The organism is Paenibacillus sp. J22FR21, from assembly GCF_056269135.1.
On sequence record NZ_JBWDNJ010000014.1, the window covers coordinates 58,412 to 74,811 of the forward strand.

Here is a 16,400-nt window from a genome sequence, read left to right on the forward strand (position 1 = left end):
GGAACCGTACCGGATGCCTGCTGGCGCTGTGGCGCATAATTAGGCTGCGTTTGCGGCTGCACGAATGGACTGCGGGCAGGCTGAGGGCTGTAGGTAGTTTGTGCCGACTGATACGTTTGCGGCTGATAGGGCTGGGATTGCGCCTGCTGCGCGGCATATTGCTTAGCAGCGGCCTGCTCAGCGATTTGAATCGCACGTTTTACCATATTGCCGGCATCCTTTGCTTTAATGCCTCCCCAGCCTTCCTTCTGCACGGTATCATAGAAGCCCAGATCCTTCGCCAGCTCTTTCTTCAGCTCTTCACTCATCGTACCGCGGCGTCTGCGTGACATATACACTCTCCTCCTTTGAAACGGGTAGTACCGTTAGTATGGTTGTTTTTGTCGTTCTCATACGGAGTAAAAGGTACGGCCATATCGGCACAAAAAAAGTGCAGATTCTGCCTACGCTGCTCTCGCCGCGTCCGCAAATCTGCACATGTTCGATTCCTATTTATCTCATTGTATATACGTAATGCGTACTTGACCATCGTCACTGTCCACCGTAACTTCAACGGACTCCGTTAATATATCGGCGTAGCTGTAAGAGACGCGCTTAAACGCATGCTGCTCCTGGTCGAGCCTGACAATAAATACAGAAGGGTAGATTTCTTCTAACACACCGGTCCGTTCAATCGTCTTTCGACGACCACCGTTAGCACGAAGACGGATTTTGGAGCCGACATGGGTTTCCAAACTGCGTTTGATTTCCAATAGCGCATTTTTTGCCATTGTGCACTACCACCTCTTTCCTTGTCCATTATAACCAAAAGGAGGTGGTTTGTCAAAAAATTATAATTATAACAGTGGAGTCACTTTGGTGTCAATATAAAAAAGGGTACTTTTTTCTCCGGTACGTATATTTTAGCCCGAAGCAGCCATATTATACAGTTGGCTTTACACCGGTCAGCGTTTTAGGCTTAGGCAAACCAACCCGGAACTTCCCTAATGTTTCAATGCCCCCGACTCCATCGATTCCGCTGATTGTGCCGTGAATGACATCCGATAAATTGATCGTCTCTCGTATCGAGGTATAGCTGGCTTTAATGGCGACATACACCGGATCCAGCGCATGGATGAGCACCCGGCCCGGAGAACTGGCGAAGTTCGATCCATTCTGCAGCAGCGCTTCATAATGCGATTGGCATGCGCCGGCTACGACAATTAAGCTGTCTTTGCTTTTCTCATACTGACGCGCTATCCGTACTGCATTAACGAAATTTTGCGAGTTTTTGTAGCTGGCCAGGTTATGCAGATCATCCTGGTTCCGAGTCTTCAGCACGCCGTCATGGCCGGTTATCACGACAATATCCGGTTTAATCTGTGGAAGCAGTCGGTAAACCACGTCGGCCATTTGGGATTCATGTACGTATACCCCGTGGGCAGGGACGCGCATTTGCGTATACAGCTGCATGCTTTTTCTCATATAGTTGCTGTCCCCGTCCAAATGAAGTACTTTTCCGGGCACCTCAAAGTACGGCTGGGATTGGCTTTGCGCGCGCTGCAGTTCACGTTCAATTATCTGCTGCTCGCGTTGTTCCTGCATCCTTAGCGTGGACTCACTGGCCTTAATGCGTGCCTGCCTCGCTGCGCCGGAAGATTCCGGATCGCTCATAACGGACAAATCGACAATTGGCGCGTCTGCAAGCAGACGATAGTCGGTGCCCTTTAGGATGGCTGTCTGTTCTTCTAGAATTGTCGCAACACGAAAAAGGACGTCCCCGCCATAGGATTTGCGGACGACCAGGTCCCCTTGCTTCATGGGCAAATCACCTCTTCGTCTATCCTATGGGGAGACGCCCCTGATGGTGCGCTCACTTTTATTTTTTCGTCTAGCTGCTGTGTAAGTCCGCAGCCAGGAGTGCACGGCTCAATGCCGCAAACTCCTCAAGAGACAGCGTCTCCCCACGCCGGGACGGATCTATGCCGATGCCTTCAAGCAGCGGTCCGAGCTTCTCGCGATTCACTTTGCCTACATAAGCGGTCAAATTGTTCGCAATGGTCTTGCGGCGCTGCGCGAAACAAGCCTGTACCGTTTGGAAGAAATGCGCTTCGTTCTCGACTTCAACAGCCGGCTTGTCCCGCAGCGAAAGCTTAATAACCGCGGAATCAACATTCGGCTGCGGAATGAAGACGGTATGCGGGACAATGCAAACCAGCTCAGGCACACAATAGTACTGCACAGCAACGCTAAGGCTGCCGTACTCCTTGCCACCGGGCTTGGCCGCCATCCGCTGCGCGACTTCCTTCTGGATCATGACGACGATATTCTCAAGCGGCAGTTTCTCTTCCAGAAGCTTCATCAGAATCGGAGTCGTCACGTAATAAGGCAGGTTCGCAACAACACTCACGCCGGAGAGCCCGGCAAACTGCTCCTTCAGCAGCTGGGCAAGGTCGAGCTTCAGCACGTCGCCATGTACGACGTGCACATTCGGCGTATCCGCCAATACATCCTTAAGAATCGGAATAAGCCGATTGTCGATCTCCACTGCGGCTACGCGTCCTGCAGCGTCTGCCAGCTTCTGCGTCAATGCGCCGATACCCGGCCCGATCTCAAGCGCGCCTTTCGTCTCATCCAGCTCAGCGGCGCTGACAATGTTGCGCAAAATATTTTGATCGATCAGAAAGTTCTGACCGAGGCTCTTCTTAAATGTGAAACCGTATCTGGCGATAATGTCTTTCGTGCGCTTCGGTGAAGCAACATCGACACCTGCCTTCATTCCCTCTGTCATCATTAATCTCCTTCGCTCGCCTGCTCCATCGTGGTTAGAGCCCGCATAAATTCCTCACGCGTAATTCGAAACATCGAACAGCGCTTATAGAACTGCTTGCCATTCGCATAGCCGATTCCGAGCAGATTGCCCATCTTCAGCCGTCTATCCGAAGCTTGCGGATGTACGAGCAGACCTGCTTGCATTAAATCTTCCATCGTGACCTCAGCAAGGCCGGCAGTGTCAGACGTCGCTTCCGTCCGCAAATTAGCGAGTGCTCGCTTAATTGCTTCCGGTGATGCGTTCTCGACGCCTATGTCTCCTTTGTAAAGCGCCTCCTCCTGAGGGAGAAAAGCATGCTTGCAGCCTGGTACACGCTGCGCCACGATCTTGCGGATTCGCTCGCCTGCATGATCAGGGTCGGTGAAAATAATAACGCCTCTGCGCTCCTGCGCCAGCATGACTCGGCGGATTACCGCTTCGCCAATCGCCGACCCACCGGTCTCAATGGTTTCTGCTTCAACGGCGCGTTTGATGGCGACAGTATCGTCTTTACCTTCTACTACAATGATTTCTTTAATCATGGGACTCCATTCCTTCCCTTCCGTACAACATGCAAAAAGAAGAGGCATCGCCTCTTCTTATGATGGCATATTTACGCGCGAAATACGATACGCATGTTCATACCGAGGAATACTGCCTACACTGCTGATGGTTTCTTCGGACCCAGCACATAAACCGTATAGCCCCGCTTCCGCCCAAATTTATCGGCATACGACTCGCTGTCAAAGTAAACATCAATCTTGTTGCCTTTGACTGCACTGCCCGTATCCTCAGCTCGGCGGAAACCGATTCCTTCGATATACACCCACCAGCCAATCGGAATGACTTTCGGGTCGACCGCAATGGTACGGCCTTCTTGAACGCGTGCTCCCGATGCGGTAATACCGTACTGTGGATGGTTCTTGCCTTTACCCGTCGAAGCCAAGCCGGCAGAATAAGCCGTAAGGGTTACATTCTTTATTACTTTCTTTGCACTGAACGTAACGCCTCGCTTCGTCATGGTAGATATGCTCGGCGAATTCGCCCGCAGCATCGTTACCTTCGGTTCAGGTTTCTTCGTCCCGACCGACACGATTTGATCGACAGAAGGTGACTTGGTCAACTTCTCGACTAATGTCTGCGAGACTAGAACTCCGTCTTCGAAAGTCTTTTCATAACGTTTAACGACCGTGCCTTGTTTACCCGTTTGGACAAGCTGTTCTTTCCCTTGCGCTAGCTTGGGATCATCCTTCTTCACAGTGGAGAAGGGAACGGGGTGGGTACTCTCCGAGATCTTCGTATCAATCCGAGTGATTGAAATAATCATATTCGGTTTAAGTCCCGAGGATAACGAAGGTACTACCTTATCTTGACTGCGTATCGATATATGAGCCTGATCGATCGCCGCCTGTACGGTTCTTTCTGTCGTGTACAACGTTCTTGCTTTGCCGTCAGCTTTTACAATAAGAGGCACCGCTTGATTAATAACAATTCGGTCACCGTCTTTAATACCGCCATCCAGCGGCATCGACACTTTATCATAAGTGCCAACTGCAATAGCTTGTTCATCCAGTAGGCGTTGAAGGACCCATTGCTTCGTAGAGACAATGGTTTCTCGTCCATTCACTACTACGGACACGCGCTTGTCAGCCGTTCCGTACAACAACACCAGAAACATGAAAGTCATAGCGATTGAGATCATAGCGCTTAGTACAATTAAACGCATGTTCTCATGCTTCCATCGCAATGCGAAAGACATGCTGGATGATCGTTTCCCATGGGTGTCCTTAAGCTGGAGTGCTCCCATTTCATCGGTCCTCCTTACATAGCCCCGCCGCCTTTGTTACGCATGATTACATAGACGCGACTATAGAGATTTTCTTTCCAAATTCAGCCCCGGACCACTTCCATAATACAGCTTTTGTCGTCAGTTTATGCTTCTTTCAAACAAAAAGAAGCCCGACGACAGAGGATCTGTTTCGTGGCTTCCCATTAGACAATGGTAGCATGGAATTGCATGCACGAGGGTGATCTCTCTTATTGACGCTTACGAGGTTAGCTGTCGGATTCGGACGTGAGAGTCGCCCTATTCGCTAATGGCACGTTCGAACAATTGCTGCTGTGCCGGTCGCAAAATTCACCCCAAGAAGAATTTCATGTCTATCGCTGTCTGCCTTGTACAAAACAGTGTCGCCCTTTAGTCGACGAACACGTTTTAAGGAGAAGAAACGAACAAGCTGTTTCTCCGTGATACAAACAGTTTCAACAATTGGTTCCCCCGCTCTCCGAATTCCGGAGATTAAGCGTTTTATTGGAAAAGGAATACAAGTTTTGTTGCTCTGAAATGAATCATACCGTCTACCGCGCCACATTGTAAAGAACTGATTAATGACGATTTTAACGAATTTCAAGGAAAAATAGACGAAAAGCAAGCAATTTCTTCAATCAAAATCAGTTTTATCACGAGAATAGTCCCAAATCCTTGCTTTCAAAGCCGTTTTCATCAGATTCCAAAACATTTCCTTGCGTTTTCCGTGGTTATTTCGCCGACTTCCTCCACACTTTTACCCGTTATCTCCGAGATCGTGTTTGCTACAAGACGGACGAATGCAGACTCATTTCGTTTTCCGCGATGGGGGTGAGGAGCCAAATAAGGAGCATCCGTTTCGATCAAAATTCGGTCCAGAGGCACTTGTGAAAGCACTTCCTTTGGCACCCTTGCATTGGTGAATGTAAGCGGTCCACCGAACGAAATATAGAAGTTCATATCGAGACATTGTTTCGCCGTTTCCCAACTACCGGAGAAGCAGTGCATGACCCCGCCAACGTCCTTGGCATCCTCTTCTCGAAGCAAACGGACGACATCCTCGTGGGCATCCCGATTATGAATAACGATTGGCATCCGTTTCTGCTTGGCTAATTGGATTTGTTCGCGGAATACTCGCTGCTGAACATCTTTAGGCGAGGTGTCCCAGTGGTAATCCAGACCAATTTCGCCGATCGCCACAACCTTCGGATGGTCACAAAGCGATGCAATCCAATCCAGATCCTCGGGACGCATATCAATACTGTCAACCGGATGCCAGCCCACAGCCGCATATATAAAGGAATACTGCTCGGCAAGCGCCATCGTAGTTGGGATGGTCTCACGGTTAAAGCCGATATTGATGAGCTTATGTACGCCGGCAGCCTGCGCTCTTTCGATAACTTCTGCTCGGTCTTCGTCGAATTTAGGCGAGTCTAAATGCGTATGCGTGTCGATTAACATGATGGATATGGAAACCCCTTTCTACATTAAAGCAAATAATTCGCGGAGTTTCGCAGGCAGCCTGTGAGCTGATTCGCGAAGCGGTTCCTCCGGGTAATAAAGATGGTACTTACCTTGATGGATACCGGTAATGGAACGAATGATATCCGAGCGGCTTGAGATTTCCGACAATCGTTCATCACTGCTCAGCAGCAGAATCGGAGGTTTTTCTTCCTTGCCCGCAGCAGTTGTTGAGCCGGGACGATAAACATCGTAGGGCATGTCGTAAGGAAAGTCAATTTCTAGGTGATAGTCCGGATGAAGGCCGATTTCTTGCAGCTGCTCACGGATTTCTTGCCACAGCTTCTCATCAGGGTGATCCATCGTAACATATTTGTACAGCTTGCGATTGAGAAACCTACGGCATAGGTCCGACAACACGGGATCAGGCTCATGGACCCATTGTGCAAAAGCCGTTTGAACAAGGGCTTCATCCAGATCCAAATACCCTTCAATGTCCATTGTGCCCGCAAGCAGCATCTTTATAGGCTTCATTAATGTATGAAATTTGTAATCATTCGCGAAGAGCTCCTTCGCCCTTCGGAAGATTTGCCTTAATATAATTTCAGAGCTTCTCGTGACCGGGTGAAAATACACCTGCCAGTACATTTGATAACGAGACATGAGATAGTCTTCGACGGCATGCATGCCGCTTTCCTTCACCACAATCCTGCCCTGATGAGGCCGCAGCACTCGCAATATACGCTCCAGATCAAAGGTGCCGTAATTCACTCCCGTAAAATAAGCGTCTCTAAGCAAGTAATCCATGCGATCGGCATCCATCTGACTGGAGACCAGACTGACCACTATAGGCTGATGATAGGTTTTGCAAATAACGGCGGCAATGCGCTCCGGATAGCTCGAATCAAATTCGCGTAAGACTGCATTAATTTCCGTATTTCCAAGCAAAATGCGGCATGTCCACTCCTCATGGTGGCTGTCGAACACATCCTCTATGGAATGAGAGAATGGGCCATGTCCGATGTCATGAAGCAAAGCAGCACATAGGGCAACGAGCTTCTCTTCCTTTGGCCAATCGGTATAACCGCTGCGCTCAAACTGAGATATGATTTTGCGAGTAATTTCGTAGACGCCCAGGGAATGTGAGAACCGACTGTGCTCTGCTCCATGAAAGGTCAAATACGAAGTGCCAAGCTGGCGAATGCGACGCAGCCGTTGAAATTCCCGCGTATTTATGAGCTGCCAAATCAGCTGATCCTGAACGTAAATATATTTATGTACAGGGTCCTTAAATACTTTCTCTTCCGCGAGTTTATCCTCTCGATGAGCAGCACTCATGTCGAATCACGCTCCTTAAAGTTCAATCATTCGACACAAATGTCGAACTAATGTCGAATAATGTCGCAATATCATTTCCAACCGGACTTCGTTTGCAGTACTATATATATATTGAACAAATGCCTATTTACAACGGTAATCGGTTATTACTGGTCACAATTACCGTTAAAACCAGGTTGACTATTATGGGAAACGTTGGTATTATTAAGGCATTATATGATAGAATTTTGTCGAATGATGACGAGTTAATCCATTGCGAAGGGGAATAATAGATATGATGAAATCTACAGGAATTGTGCGTAAAGTAGATGAGCTGGGACGTGTAGTAATTCCGATTGAATTGCGCCGTACGCTTGGAATCGGTGAGAAGGATGCTCTTGAGATCTACGTAGATGGCGAGCGCATCATGCTGAAGAAATATGAGCCGGCTTGTATCTTCTGTGGCAACGCAGAGAATGTCGCTTATTTCAAAGGCAAAATCGTTTGTAACGTTTGTTTAACGGAAATGCCGACTCCTGTTACAAAATAAGAGACAAATTCAGTTTTATAGGTTATAATACATTTATCAAACCTGTTAATTCTAACCTTTTTATACTCCTTGATGCCTTCCTGAGCCATAACGGTCAGGAAGGTCTTTTTTTTGTCTACCGGCATGCTTCTATTTCTTCATTACTTCATTATATACATCTCGTTTTTGCAGGCCTCGATCAAGTGCTGTTCGTTTGATGGCTTCCTTCCGATCCTCACCTTGCTCCTCGTATCGGCTCACATGCTCCTCTAGCTCTAGCCCGCTCCACCATACCGGATCATCCTGCTGCAATTGCGCTGCTTCTTCTTTGCTCATACCTGCAATAACCAAACAATACTCGCCAAGCGGCGGATTCTCTTCCAGCCACGCGATGCACTCGGTAATTGTTCCTCGGGCGGCTTCTTCATGACGTTTTGTTAATTCACGAACCATCGCCATCTTCCGGTCACCTAGCTGCTCTAGCATCACTGCAAGGGTTTTTACGATTCGATGCGGCGATTCGTAACAAATTAATGTCGCCTCTTGCCTCTGTAATTGCTGCAGCCATGCGGTAAGTGACTTGCGCTCCCGCGGAGGGAATCCCGTAAACAGAAACTTCTCTGTCGACAAACCGGAGATGATTAATGCAGACAACGCTGCATTCGCCCCCGGGATCGGTACAATGGCTATTCCACTTTCAGCGGCGGCTGCAACAAGATCGGCTCCGGGATCGGATATAGCCGGAAGCCCTGCATCACTGACCAGTGCAATGGACTGTCCGCTCGCCAGCAATCGGATAAGCTCTGGCCCGCTCGCCTCCTTATTATGCTCATGGTAACTGACAAGCCTAGTCGAAATTTCAAAATGTGCCAGCAGTTTGCGTGTTTGGCGTGTATCCTCTGCTGCGATCATATCGACTTCTTTGAGAATCCGAATCGCCCGAAAAGTCATGTCCTCTAAGTTACCAATCGGCGTTCCAACTAGATACAATGTTCCTGCTGCAATACCATTACTACTGACTTCTGTTGTGCTGAAACTGCGCTGTACAATCATTTGGCCTAATCCCTCGTTCCCTCTTCCGGCGCTTGATCGCCGTAATAGATCCGCATTAACTCTTCATTATATTGTCGCTGTTCATTATATACGATCATCGGCGGCAGCAGCTTCACATCCGGTTTGCCATCTCTGGCCGCTTCAATCAGTACCATATTCGCTTCGGCGCCGGCATGCGGATGTACGAAGCGAATCCGTTTCGGTTCAAGCTTCCATTTACGGAACGTTTCCAGTATTTCAACCAACCGATTAGGACGATGCACCATGGCGACCCTCCCGCCTGGTCGTACGAGTCGCGCACATGCCGCTACAATATCATCCAGCGTCCCATTACGCTCATGCCTAGCCGCAGCAAAATGCTCATTCTCATTCTGATCCCCTGTTCCAGCAGGCATATAAGGTGGATTAACCGTAATGACATCATAATTTCCATGTCCGCTTTGTTTATAGAAATCACGCAGGTCGCCTTCATAAATATGAATGCGATCCTCGAGCCCATTCGCCTTCACACTTCGCCTTGCCATATCCGCAAGCCGAGGCTGAATTTCAACAGCGTCAATCTGGGCTTTCGTCCTTGTCGTTAAGAGCAGTGGTATAACGCCATTCCCCGCGCACAGATCCAGGATTTTACCGCGCGGCGGCACAGCCGCGAAACGAGCCAGCAATACGGCATCCATGGAGAAGCTGAATACTTCCCGACTCTGGATAATATGCAGCTGATGCGTTAGTAAATCATCCAGCCTTTCATTCGGCTCCAGTGTTACTTCATTAGTCATCATTAATTGCTCCTTACGTTTGCCAAATTCGAACCGCTTGAATATGCAAACAAGACCCTATGGAAGGGTCTTGTCTCTTATTCCTTATTGAGAAACGAAAGGCAGAACAAACAGTCGCCTTCCGTTCGCAAATGTCCATAATACAAATTACAAATATGAAAACCTTCATGATACAATCTCGCCAAATTATCATACCCTTGCCCAACGCCTATCGCGTCACTTGCCAGCACGGGTTCATCGTTTGGCATGGCATGAGAATCATCTTCCACGGCAGCGGCCGGTACCGGCTTCGGTATTTGACTGGCCGTTTCCCGCTTTAATACTTTGCGCAACTGCTGATTTTCTATGCTAAGCCGGTTGTTTTCTTCCAAGAGCGACTTGATTTTCTGCTTCATCGCTCCCAGCTCCTGATGCAGGCTTCCCATATGGGATTCCAATTCGCTGATTTGACTAAATATGTCTTTTTTCAAGTCTCCACCCCAAGGCTATACAGCTTCGGATTCGCTTACTTATTTCACTACAACATCATCAAGCGGTAATTCCTTCGGTTTGCCGCCATCAAACAGCTGTACATAAACCGATTTGGAGCCCGCATTAATTCCGGTTACTTTACCTTCACCATAAGAAGTGACAACAACCTTACCTACTGCCGGCAATTCTTCGCGAACGCTCTCATAATTGTCATGCTCATATTTCAAGCAGCACATGAGACGTCCGCACAAGCCGGAAATTTTGGTTGGATTAAGCGATAAGTTCTGATCCTTCGCCATCTTAATGGACACCGGTTCAAAATCGCCGAGCCAAGTCGAGCAGCATAGTACGCGTCCGCAAGGTCCAATGCCGCCAAGCATCTTCGCTTCATCCCGCACACCGATTTGTCTAAGTTCAATTCGTGTACGGAATACGCTGGCCAGATCCTTAACGAGCTCACGGAAATCGACGCGGCCTTCAGCTGTGAAGTAAAAAATAATTTTGTTGCGATCGAACGTAAATTCGACATCAACGAGTTTCATCTTAAGCTGATGATCTCTTATTTTTTCAAGACAGGTCGCAAATGCATTGCGTGCGGCCGCCTTGTTCTCATCGACAATTTTGGCGTCGTTGTCACCGGCGATCCGAATGACTTTCTTAAGAGGCAGGACAACATCTGATTCTCCGACTTGCTTCTGTCCAACCACTACTTTACCGTATTCAATCCCTCTTGCCGTCTCAACAATGACATGCTGATCCTTATCAATTGGGAAATCAACCGGGTCAAAATAATAGATTTTGCCCGCCTTCTTAAAGCGGACACCAACGACGTTATACAACGTTTCACCCCTCCTGTACACGGATTAGCAGCTGCTCAAGCGCTAATTGCGGCGATACATGCGCGCGCATGCGTTTGCCTGCCTCAAGCGTATACTCCATACATGTCACCCAGCCCTCAGCCGAACGTGAGAATGCATGTTTACCAATCCAATCAAGCTGATCTATAAAAACAAGAGCCTCGTGTCTTCCTGCTTGAAAATGAATCATATCTTTATACCATAAAACGAGTAATGACAACAGAAGCTGAGGCTGCTCACCAAGCTCTGTCTTAAAAATATGCTGTTGCGCAGACATCATCGCCGCAGTAAACCGCGTGAGACTGTCCTTTCCTAATTGTATCACTACGTTTCTCATTTCTGCAAACCCATTCTGCTGGATAAGCGCCCTGCACGCATCTAATCCCGATGCGAGATGAACGGCAGCACGGGCAGGCAGCTGAGGAACACCTTCATTCGCCAATGTTTGCAGCATGTCATCGGGTGCAAGCGGCATAAACGGAACCCACTGCGTTCGGGAACGGATGGTTGGCAGTACGGCTTGTCCATTCTCCGTCAGAAGAATCGCGACAACCGGCGACTGCGGCTCCTCCAGAAACTTCAGCAAGCTGTTCGCGGCTTGCAGCGTCATGGTTTCAACGCGCTGCACGATATAGATTTTGCGTGACGTGCTTATATTTCGATAGGCAAGCTCTCTTTGAAGCTCGCGAATTTGGTCGATTTTAATGGAATTGCCATCTGGTTCTACCAGATGCAAATCCGGCTGGTTGCCATGCTCGAACTTCCGGCACTCCAAGCATTCGCCGCAAGCGTCATCGCCTTCGCCTGTACAGAACAATGCTTTGGCAAACGCCATCGCCATGTTCATCCGCCCGCTTCCGGGCGGCCCACTGAATAAATAGGCATGCGAAACTTTGCCGCTTGTCAGCGCATAAAACAAAATGCGTTTCGCCTTCGGTTGCCCGGCAAGCTGTGCAATGCTCATGGTAAAGATCCCCTCTATGCTAGAAAAACAAATTAATGAGAATGCCGCGAATATCCCCGACTTTTTGCAGCAGATCAAGTCGTCCTTCTTCACTTTCAAGCAGTTCTTCACCCATCGATACGAGGGAAGAATCTATTTCTTCTAATAACTTATATCGTTTCGTACGGCCGCGACGGTCAAATCCGCGCGTTTCCTTCATTCCGATACCCCGTCTGACGGTATCCTCGAGGAATTGCTTTACCATCTGGCGATAAAGTCGCAGCTCTCTGACGGTCATCGATCTTGCGAGCCGTTCGCCTTGATTATGAATATTCTGCAGTTTCTCCTGCAGCTGTTCAATCGTACGTTGTTCGTCCTGAAAGTTCATCACATCTGCAAAGTTCTTAGGCGCAATCGGTTTGGAGCCGAGATCCGGCCGCGCTCGGTCTTGCCCTAAAGGACGCCAGCCCGGATTAATCTTCATTGAAGTTCACGTCCAATCAGAAATGTTCGAACCGCTCTACTGGTACGACAAATACGGCAGCGCCGCCAACTTGCACTTCAACAGGGAACGGAATGTAGGCATCCGTAGTACTTCCCATCGGAGATACAGGTGAAACAAGCTGATCGCGGACTTTACAGTTTGAACGAATCACCGTCATAACCTCATGAACCCGTTCATCCTCAATACCGATCATGAAGGTTGTGTTGCCTGCACGCAGAAACCCGCCGGTACTAGCCAGCTTCGTTGCCCGGAATCCCTCTCTTACAAGTGCATTCGACAACCGGTTGCTATCTTTATCCTGTACAATCGCAATAACTAATTTCATCAATATCCCTCCTAAAATTTTCGAAAGACATCGTTACCTTATTATTAATTTGACATCCCTTGTAAATAATCCTTTAAAATCGTCTATTTATTATAGCAATGACATCATTCAACACGTTCTCTTGCGTTTGTTCGGCATTAACACGCACAATTCGATCCGGATCGGCTGCCATCAACCTGCGATACCCTTCTCTCACCTTCTCATGAAAGGCCAAACTCTCTAGGTCGAGTCGGTTGATCTCCCTTTCGGAAGTAGCATTGATCCGTGCTAAGCCCGCTTCCGCAGAGATATCCATCCATATCGTCAATTGCGGCATGAAGCCTTCTATCGCAAATTGGTTAATCGACCATACTTCCTCGATTCCAAGTCCGCGCGCATACCCTTGATACGCTAGGCTGCTGTCGACAAAACGGTCACATATGACCACATCGCCTTGAGCTAGCGCCGGCAGTACCTTCTCCACAAGATGCTGTCGCCTGGCCGCTGCGTAGAGTAGTGCTTCTGTTCGTGCATCCATGGATGTATTCGCTGTATCCAGTATCACATTCCGAATCTGCTCGGCAATCGGGATGCCTCCTGGTTCTCTCGTCATCATGACATTTCTGCCTTGGGCTCTAAGTGCATGTACAACGCCCTCTATAAGGGTCGTTTTACCTGCTCCTTCGCCGCCTTCTATCGTCAAAAACAACCCTTTTTCCACTTCAGTACTCCTCTGTCTGTTAATACCCTTATCATATCAAAGCCAATCATAGGCGTAAACGACTAGCCCGTCCGTAGTACGGTTATTGTTTGCATCGTTGGATCTGCCGCTCCCTGACATCTTGCGCCATGCTCCATTAACTGTTGGATGTAATTTATCGTTTCCTCCGTAATGCGTTCACCCTCATATAACAGTGGGATGCCGGGGGGATATGGGATGACCGCTTCTACGGTGTAACGTCCCGCCGAATTCGACAATAGAATGGTTTCTGTCCCATTCGAAGCATGTTTTACGCCTGATCGCGTGAATACAACCGGTTCCGACAATGTTCGGTGTTGCTCGATTGGCATATAGAGGTTTTCCTTAGCTTCCAACCCTTCACGCTCAATCTCTTCTGCGATCGCAATCAGTGCTTCTTGAAGTCTATCCACATCTGAATCGGATGCCGCCAGCCCAAATAACAAGACTACATATCGAAGGTCAGCCATCTCGGCATAACAGCCGTACCGCTCTAAACGTTGCTGCAGGTCAAAGCCAGACAACCGACCATAAGCTTCTCGCAAAACAACACGAATCGGATCTACCCTAATCGCAGCAGCTGAAGATCGCCCCTGTTCCTCATCCAATAATAATGTCTCAAATGCTGATTGGTCTTTGATCCAAGCTCTAAACCTACGAGCAGCATGAATGCCTTGTTCAAAAAGATCACTGCCATACGCTTGCAGCATGGCCCGTGTCATATCCAGTGAAGCCATAATCGGATACGATGGGCTTGAGCTCTGCACCATTCGCAGTGCATCTGCAAGCTCCAACGTATTGATACGTGGACCTTGAACATGCAGCATAGCGCCCATCGTCAGTGCCGGTAATGTTTTATGTGTCGATTGCACCACAGCATCCGCGCCTGCTTGTATAGCGGAACGCGGAAATGCCGGATGCAGTCCGTAATGGGCACCATGCGCTTCGTCAACAAGCAGCAGCATTCCATGAGCATGAATCTGCTTTGCATATGGCTCCAAGTCTATGCTCAACCCATAGTAGCTGGGGTTCGTCAGAAATACAGCTTTCGCATCTGGGTATTTAGTCATAGCCTCTTCTATTTGCGAAATATCCGGGAGAACGTCCAAATTGCTCCCTACGTCCTTCTGAGGCATAATAAACACTGCACTTGCCCCTGCAAGCTTTAAACCGTTTAAAACCGATTTATGCGCGTTACGCTGCACGATGACTAGGTCTCCTGGCCTACATACGGCTAATAACATAGCTAAGTTACCGACTGTGCTTCCTCCAACGAGGAAGAAGGTCTGGTCCGCTCCAAACACCTCAGCAGCTAAAGACTGTGCTTCCTGAATGATACTCGATGGTGCATGAAGGTCGTCGGTCCCCGATATTTCGGTCACATCAATCCTCATTATGGATTGAAAGGTCTGTACTGCATTGTCGTTCATACCGGTCAGATGTGCGATAGATTGACCGTATTTATGGCCGGGCACATGAAAGCTTACAGGATTAGACCGCTCCAAGGCTGTTAAGGTATCGAATAGAGGCGCATGCCACTGTTTGCTCTGAGTATCTGCCAAGCAACTTTCCCCCTGCTTAAACTTCTTCTTTCTCTCATCATAATCCATTATGAAGGCAACATAAACCTGCTGAAGACACAGCCAGTAAACAAAATAACCCCTAACCATTCTCGGGTATTTCTACAACTCGAGACGATATAGGGATTACTTGTTTCTTACACTGTAGCAGTACGAAAGTTTAGGCATTATTTTGCATCCAGATCCGTTTTAGTTGGTGTATAAAGAAAGGGTATTTAGCATCCTGCACTTCCGTACGTACCATCTCAATCTCGCAAGTTTCGCAAATAAACTCATCAATGATTCGAATGCCTTGTTCCTTCTCATGACCGCAAATAATGCATGAGTTTCCCGCAGTCTCTTCCATCATTTCGTTTCACCTCATCCAAGTGAAAATATGTCATTGCTTCTAGTATGCCACAAAGTCTAGCAAACTATACGACTTTCATAGCCCATTTCAAATAGTAATACAGTTTATGTTGAAGCGCCCAGATTGGTGACGAAGGGCTTGCACTTCTTTCCGGCAGGAAGTCTACAAATTAATCAACCTTTTACCGATACATGGTGTAGAACGCAGAAAGGCGTGAACATCATGCGCGGTAAACTTGCCGAACAAGAGAAAGCAACAATCTATCAATACCAACTCATTCAAAAGGTGCTCGTTCGAGATGAGCTGCGTCGAAGCCATCTCAGTATACTAGCCATTCTTGCTATCTTCCTCTGGCTCATGTATCAAATGGACGGAATGAAAGCACTCGGAATCGGATTCATTAGCGCCTTCGTAATCCAGTTCATTATTACGCGGTTAACGCTTATCCGTGTTGACGAGCCGGATGATCGTAGATGGGGCTGGCGCATTATGCCGCCATGGATCGGTTACATTCCAACAGCTCACATCGAGCTTGCCTTGTACCGAAGATTGCATCGTCATTTATTATGGCTTGGTCTATGCGCCATTGGCGTCTTCTATCCATGGGCTAATGAAGCTACAATGATCAGTCTAATTATGTGCCATGTTTGGATATTAGCACCCCGGCTTGTCATCATGCGCAAGCTTCGCAAAGCCAAACGCAACGGCGTGCTTCGCATCGCTGTATCTGAAGTCAGCTACTATCATCGTTAACCCGTTTCGAACGAAACGGAATGATGATGGCAGCTGACTTTGTGATTTAGAGACAACAAAAAACCGACCGTATAATTACGGTCGGTTCATCGTGCTTGGCGACGTCCTACTCTCCCAGGACCCTGCGGTCCAAGTACCATCGGCGCTGGAGGGCTTAACGGTCGT

At 48.3% G+C, this 16,400-nt stretch carries 19 protein-coding genes, 1 pseudogene and 1 riboswitch; of the genes and pseudogenes, 2 read left to right on the forward strand and 18 right to left on the reverse strand.

The window, feature by feature from the left end:
* Nucleotides 1-158: 158 nt before the first annotated feature.
* The 8 genes and pseudogenes from AC0YNS_RS30225 to AC0YNS_RS30260 form a co-directional block, all read right to left on the reverse strand.
* Nucleotides 159-332: pseudogene (locus AC0YNS_RS30225) on the reverse strand (small, acid-soluble spore protein, alpha/beta type); the annotation flags it as partial.
* A 165-nt stretch (nt 333-497) separates the two neighbouring features.
* Nucleotides 498-770 carry a biofilm formation stimulator Veg gene (veg, locus tag AC0YNS_RS30230; RefSeq protein WP_090985921.1) on the reverse strand — a complete coding sequence of 91 codons (273 nt, stop codon included), beginning with the start codon at nt 768-770 and terminating at the stop codon, nt 498-500.
* Nucleotides 771-921: 151 nt separating this feature from the next.
* A complete protein-coding gene (gene yabG, locus AC0YNS_RS30235; RefSeq protein WP_475784627.1) occupies nt 922-1,800 on the reverse strand; it encodes a sporulation peptidase YabG in 879 nt (292 codons plus the stop codon).
* A gap of 70 nt (nt 1,801-1,870) precedes the next feature.
* Nucleotides 1,871-2,773 (reverse strand): 16S rRNA (adenine(1518)-N(6)/adenine(1519)-N(6))-dimethyltransferase RsmA, encoded by a 903-nt coding sequence (gene rsmA, locus AC0YNS_RS30240; RefSeq protein WP_475784628.1) that lies wholly within the window; start codon nt 2,771-2,773, stop codon nt 1,871-1,873.
* Complete coding sequence (gene rnmV, locus AC0YNS_RS30245; RefSeq protein WP_475784629.1) at nt 2,773-3,333, reverse strand: ribonuclease M5; 561 nt, start codon at nt 3,331-3,333, stop codon at nt 2,773-2,775. The genes rsmA and rnmV overlap by 1 nt, the downstream gene beginning before the upstream one ends.
* A gap of 116 nt (nt 3,334-3,449) precedes the next feature.
* Nucleotides 3,450-4,598 carry a G5 domain-containing protein gene (locus tag AC0YNS_RS30250; RefSeq protein ID WP_475784630.1) on the reverse strand — a complete coding sequence of 383 codons (1,149 nt, stop codon included), beginning with the start codon at nt 4,596-4,598 and terminating at the stop codon, nt 3,450-3,452.
* 222 nt (nt 4,599-4,820) lie between these two features.
* A riboswitch (cyclic di-AMP (ydaO/yuaA leader) is annotated at nt 4,821-5,107 on the reverse strand.
* 187 nt (nt 5,108-5,294) lie between these two features.
* Nucleotides 5,295-6,059 carry a TatD family hydrolase gene (locus tag AC0YNS_RS30255; protein ID WP_475784631.1) on the reverse strand — a complete coding sequence of 255 codons (765 nt, stop codon included), beginning with the start codon at nt 6,057-6,059 and terminating at the stop codon, nt 5,295-5,297.
* 21 nt (nt 6,060-6,080) lie between these two features.
* Entirely contained in the window at nt 6,081-7,397 is a 1,317-nt protein-coding gene (locus AC0YNS_RS30260; RefSeq protein ID WP_475784632.1) for an HD domain-containing protein, read from the reverse strand.
* Between the two features lie 274 nt (nt 7,398-7,671).
* On the opposite strand from AC0YNS_RS30260, the gene AC0YNS_RS30265 reads away from it, so the two are divergent.
* Entirely contained in the window at nt 7,672-7,926 is a 255-nt protein-coding gene (locus tag AC0YNS_RS30265; protein WP_090648939.1) for an AbrB/MazE/SpoVT family DNA-binding domain-containing protein, read from the forward strand.
* Nucleotides 7,927-8,055: 129 nt separating this feature from the next.
* On the opposite strand, the gene rsmI is transcribed toward AC0YNS_RS30265, so the two are convergent.
* The 10 genes from rsmI to AC0YNS_RS30315 all read right to left on the reverse strand — a co-directional run bounded on the left by rsmI (nt 8,056) and on the right by AC0YNS_RS30315 (nt 15,482).
* Complete coding sequence (gene rsmI / locus AC0YNS_RS30270) at nt 8,056-8,958, reverse strand: 16S rRNA (cytidine(1402)-2'-O)-methyltransferase (RefSeq protein WP_475784633.1); 903 nt, start codon at nt 8,956-8,958, stop codon at nt 8,056-8,058.
* A 5-nt stretch (nt 8,959-8,963) separates the two neighbouring features.
* Entirely contained in the window at nt 8,964-9,737 is a 774-nt protein-coding gene (locus AC0YNS_RS30275) for a tRNA1(Val) (adenine(37)-N6)-methyltransferase (protein WP_475784634.1), read from the reverse strand.
* 74 nt (nt 9,738-9,811) lie between these two features.
* Nucleotides 9,812-10,159: an initiation-control protein YabA gene (locus AC0YNS_RS30280; RefSeq protein ID WP_475784646.1), complete on the reverse strand. Its 348-nt coding sequence runs from the start codon at nt 10,157-10,159 to the stop codon at nt 9,812-9,814.
* 84 nt (nt 10,160-10,243) lie between these two features.
* Nucleotides 10,244-11,044: a PSP1 domain-containing protein gene (locus AC0YNS_RS30285; RefSeq protein WP_475784635.1), complete on the reverse strand. Its 801-nt coding sequence runs from the start codon at nt 11,042-11,044 to the stop codon at nt 10,244-10,246.
* A gap of 4 nt (nt 11,045-11,048) precedes the next feature.
* Entirely contained in the window at nt 11,049-12,026 is a 978-nt protein-coding gene (gene holB, locus AC0YNS_RS30290) for a DNA polymerase III subunit delta' (protein ID WP_475784636.1), read from the reverse strand.
* A gap of 19 nt (nt 12,027-12,045) precedes the next feature.
* Nucleotides 12,046-12,489, reverse strand: a complete 444-nt coding sequence (locus AC0YNS_RS30295; protein ID WP_475784637.1) for a YaaR family protein — start codon at nt 12,487-12,489, stop codon at nt 12,046-12,048.
* Nucleotides 12,490-12,505: 16 nt separating this feature from the next.
* Nucleotides 12,506-12,835, reverse strand: a complete 330-nt coding sequence (locus tag AC0YNS_RS30300) for a cyclic-di-AMP receptor (protein WP_090985945.1) — start codon at nt 12,833-12,835, stop codon at nt 12,506-12,508.
* Between the two features lie 73 nt (nt 12,836-12,908).
* The gene (tmk, locus tag AC0YNS_RS30305; protein ID WP_475784638.1) at nt 12,909-13,535 is read right to left on the reverse strand and encodes a dTMP kinase; all 627 of its coding nucleotides are present in this window, start codon (nt 13,533-13,535) and stop codon (nt 12,909-12,911) included.
* Nucleotides 13,536-13,597: 62 nt separating this feature from the next.
* Nucleotides 13,598-15,115, reverse strand: a complete 1,518-nt coding sequence (locus AC0YNS_RS30310; RefSeq protein ID WP_475784639.1) for an aminotransferase class I/II-fold pyridoxal phosphate-dependent enzyme — start codon at nt 15,113-15,115, stop codon at nt 13,598-13,600.
* A 178-nt stretch (nt 15,116-15,293) separates the two neighbouring features.
* Nucleotides 15,294-15,482 carry a sigma factor G inhibitor Gin gene (locus tag AC0YNS_RS30315; RefSeq protein ID WP_475784640.1) on the reverse strand — a complete coding sequence of 63 codons (189 nt, stop codon included), beginning with the start codon at nt 15,480-15,482 and terminating at the stop codon, nt 15,294-15,296.
* Nucleotides 15,483-15,704: 222 nt separating this feature from the next.
* Here AC0YNS_RS30315 and AC0YNS_RS30320 point away from each other — a divergent pair, with 222 nt between their 5' ends.
* Nucleotides 15,705-16,235, forward strand: a complete 531-nt coding sequence (locus tag AC0YNS_RS30320) for a transposase (RefSeq protein ID WP_475784641.1) — start codon at nt 15,705-15,707, stop codon at nt 16,233-16,235.
* Nucleotides 16,236-16,400: the final 165 nt, after the last annotated feature.